At 68.9% G+C, this 3,953-nt stretch carries 2 protein-coding genes; both read left to right on the top strand.

Annotated elements, in window-relative coordinates:
- Positions 1-710 precede the first annotated feature (710 nt).
- Positions 711-995, top strand: a complete 285-nt coding sequence (locus AC07DC_RS41955; protein ID WP_478920241.1) for a hypothetical protein — start codon at positions 711-713, stop codon at positions 993-995.
- 10 nt (positions 996-1,005) lie between these two features.
- Positions 1,006-3,324, top strand: coding sequence for a tetratricopeptide repeat protein (locus AC07DC_RS41950; protein ID WP_478920240.1), 2,319 nt, complete (start codon positions 1,006-1,008; stop codon positions 3,322-3,324).
- Positions 3,325-3,953: the final 629 nt, after the last annotated feature.

The raw sequence follows: 3,953 nt of genomic DNA, 5'->3' as shown, positions 1-3,953 counted from the left end.
ACCACCGCAGATCCGCCAGATCATCATCGGTCAGCGGCCACACCAGCTCCACCGGATCACCGACAGGCCGCGCGTACTGCTCCCCGGCAGGCCACGACGACAGCTGCACCCGGCCATCAGCCCGTAAATCCACCAGCAGTCGCTCCGCCATCAACTCCGCCCCCGATCAACGCCACCACGCACGCGCAGTGAGATAGCGACCATAGACGTTTCGTGACATCCCTACCCAAGGTTTGCCAAACCCGGGACACCACGGACTGCGAATACCGCAGCTTTCAAATACCGCCTCTTCGCCAGTGAATCGGTGGAGCAGGCGCGGGCGCGTCCCCGCTGGGGGTGGCCTGCGACGTATGCCATGCCGAGGACGGCCTCCGGGAACTCGATTGCCCGGCGGCGCCTACGCATCGACCGGTGCGCCTACGGACCTCGGTTCTCCCGGAGGGCGCCGGGTGTCGGTGCCGCAGGCCAGTTGGTATGTCTCCGTCTTGTGACGGAATGGCCTTCTTTGCTCCTGGGTGTCCCTGGTCTCGTAGCGTTATCACGGCACGGAGTTCGGTGTTGACGGCGAGGGGTGGGTCATGGATCCGGTATCGGTCGCATTACTTCTGGCAGCGGCGGGTGGTGCTGCGGGGGGTGCGGGGCAACAGATGTGGAGCTCCCTGACGGCCCTGGTTCGGCGCACTCCACGGCCGGCCGTGCCGGGTACTGCGGTGGAGCCCGTCTTTGGTCGGGTCGAGCTGGCGGCGCTCGCGCAGGCCCCCGCCGACCCGGATCGGGCGCGGGCGCTGGCCGTGATGCTGACCACGCGCGCGCAGGCTGACCCGGACTTCGCCCGTGCGCTCGCGGCCTGGCAGCAGGAGGCCGCGGCACAGCAGACCGGTGAGGGCAATGTGTCCAGCAGCGTCTCCGGCGGCACGCAGGGCAACGTCGTCACCGCCCGGGATATCTCCGGGCCGATGACCTTCGGCACTCCGCCTGCCCCTCCCACGAGCTAGGGACCTCGTCGTGGCTGCGTCTCCCGACGGCGACGGCGACGTCGCCAGCAGCATCTCCGGCGGTCACCAGGGCAACGTCGTCACCGCCCGGGTTATCTCCGGGCCGATCACCATCACCACTGCCGGGGCGCGTATACCGGGGTACTTGCAGGATCCGGACCATTGGCCGCTCGCCCGGACCTGGGAGGCGCTGGCCGCGGGCGCGCATCGGGCTCGGCTTGGTGACGACGGCAGCGCCGTGCCGCCCTACATTGCCCGTGACCAGGACACGGTCCTGCGGGAGCGGATCACGCAAGCCGCCGAACACGGCGGCTTGGTGCTGCTGGTCGGCGACTCCACCGCGGGCAAGACCCGCGCCGCGTGTGAAGCCGTACGTGCTGTCCTGCCCGACCATCGGATCCTGGCACCGGCCTGCGGGGAAGACGTGCCCTTGGCAGTGGATGTTGCCGCCCGGACCGGGGTGGCGTGTGTGGTGTGGCTGAATGACCTGGAGAACTATTTGGGCCCCAAGGAACTGGAACCAGGCCTGCTCGCCGAACTGGTCCGTCTGCGGATCCCCGTCGTGGCCACCATGCGCACCCAGCAGTACGACACCTTCAATCCCCAAGCCCGTGACAACGACAGCCCGCACGATCCAGCAGTCTCGAAACGGGCGGTGTCGGTCGGGGCACGTGTGCTGAACCTGACCGAGCCGATCGAACTGCAGCGGCTGTGGAGCGGCAGCGAACTGGACCGGGCCGCGGACTGCGACGACAGCCGAGTCATCGACACCCTGACACACCACGGCCCCTACGGCATCGCTGAATACCTCGCCGCCGGCCCCGCCCTGCTCAACCAATGGCGGCGCGCCAGCCGGGCCGGAGGCCATCCCCGCGGCGCCGCCCTGGTCGCCGCCGCCATCGACCTCGCCCGCACCGGACTCCGCCCTCCCTACCTCCTGAACGTCCTCACCGCCCTGCACCAGAGCTACCTCGATCAGGCGGGCGGCCCGCTGCTGCGCCCCGAATCCCTCGACGAGGCCCTGGTCTGGGCCAGCGGCGTACGCTACGGCGTCACCAGCCTCTTGCTGCCCACTACGGATCCCGGCGCCTGGACGGTCTTCGACTATCTCGTCGACCACACTTTCGCTCCGGTCCCTCAGGACGTATGGGAAGCGGCCCTCACCCATGCAGCGGACGCCTCCGACCGATTTACCGTCGGCGTCCACGCCTACTCGGTAGCACCCCACATCGCCGAAATCGCCTGGCTCCCCCTTGCCAACTCGGCTAACCCCGCAGCGGCATTCAACCTCGGCGTCCTGCTGGCGAACGCGGGGCGTGACGCGGAGGCCGAGACGTACTTCCGCCAGGCCCTCGACGCCGGCGACACCAATGCGGCCAACAACCTCGGCGTCCTGCTGGCGAAGGCGGGGCGTGACGCGGAGGCCGAGACGTACTTCCGCCAAGCCCTCGACGCCGGCGACACCAATGCGGCCAACAACCTCGGGAACCTGCTGACGGACATGGGTCGTGACGCGGAGGCCGAGACGTACTACTGCCAAGCCCTCGACGCCGGCGATACCAAAGCGGCTTTCAACTTCGGGAACCTGCTGGCGAAGGCGGGGCGTGACGCGGAGGCCGAGACGTACTACCGCCAAGCCCTCGACGCCGGCCACACCAATGCGGCCAACAACCTCGGCTTCCTGCTGACGAACATGGGGCGTGATGCGGAGGCCGAGACGTACTTCCGCCAAGCGCTCGACGCCGGCGACACGAAAGCGGCTTTCAACCTCGGCGTCCTGCTGGCGAAGGCGGGGCGTGACGCGGAGGCCGAGACGTACTACCGCCAAGCCCTCGACGCCGGCGACACGAATGCGGCTTTCAACCTCGGCTTCGTGCTGGCGAAAGCGGGACGCGGGGCGGAGGCCGAGACGTACTACCGCCAAGCCCTCGACGCCGGCCACAACGCCGCGGCCTTCAACCTCGGGAACCTGCTGGCGAAGGCGGGGCGCGACGCGGAGGCCGAGACGCTCTACCGCCAAGCCCTCGACGCCGGCGACACCAATGCGGCCAACAACCTCGGCTTCCTGCTGGCGAAGGCGGGGCGCGGCGAGGAGGCCGAGACGTTCTACCGCCAAGCCCTCGACGCCGGCGACACCGCCGCGGCCTTCAACCTCGGCATCCTGCTGGAGAACATGGGGCGCGACGCGGAGGCCGAGACGTACTACCGCCAAGCCCTCGACGCCGGCCACACCGAAGCGGCCATCAACCTCGGCATCCTGCTAGCGATCGCGGGGCGCTTCACGGAGGCCGAGATGCTCTACCGCCAAGCCCTCGAAGGGGGAGACTGAACGCCTGGGTCCGCCCATGGCAGGGCAACGGCTCGTGGCAAAGGTCAGGTCGTCGGGCTGGAGCTGACTGGTTCGACGGACGGCACGGCGGTCGGGATGGTCGTTCGCCACGCCCCCAGATGAGGTGGAGGGTCCCATCCGGGTCCACCGTCGCGGTGGTGCCGTAGACCAGCCGTGAACCGTTAGACAGCCACTCGCGGCGGATGGCGTCCAAAGATCCCGCAGGCGGCCGGGGGCCCGGACCGCTGGAGAATACTGCAGCTTTCGAATACCGACACTTCACCAGTGCACTTCGGAAACTATCGATGCGCGGTGATCGGCTTCACCGGATCTGTCCGACGGCCTCGCGTGGTTGTGGTGGAGCTCGATGGGCGCGCGGTCCTCATCTCACCGCAGTTGGACGCTGTGAACGCGTCCGCTCTCGCTGCCGTGGTGCACGGGCCACAGGACTTCCGGAAGACGCCCCGGCTCTGGGGGTCACGGTCCATCCGGTCGCCGACGGCCCGATAGCGGAGGTCCGGGTCGGTCACGGCCGCCATGGCGTCGTCCGTTTTGTGCGCGTGCGCGGTGAGGATTGAGTGCGGAGTGGGCCGGGCTGTCGGTGCCCGCGGTTGCGCTCGACCGAGCCG

This window comes from Streptomyces sp. NPDC045021 (assembly GCF_056432645.1).
The sequence above is the reverse complement of the archived record's forward strand: the minus strand, read 5'-3'. Positions and strand labels throughout refer to the sequence as shown.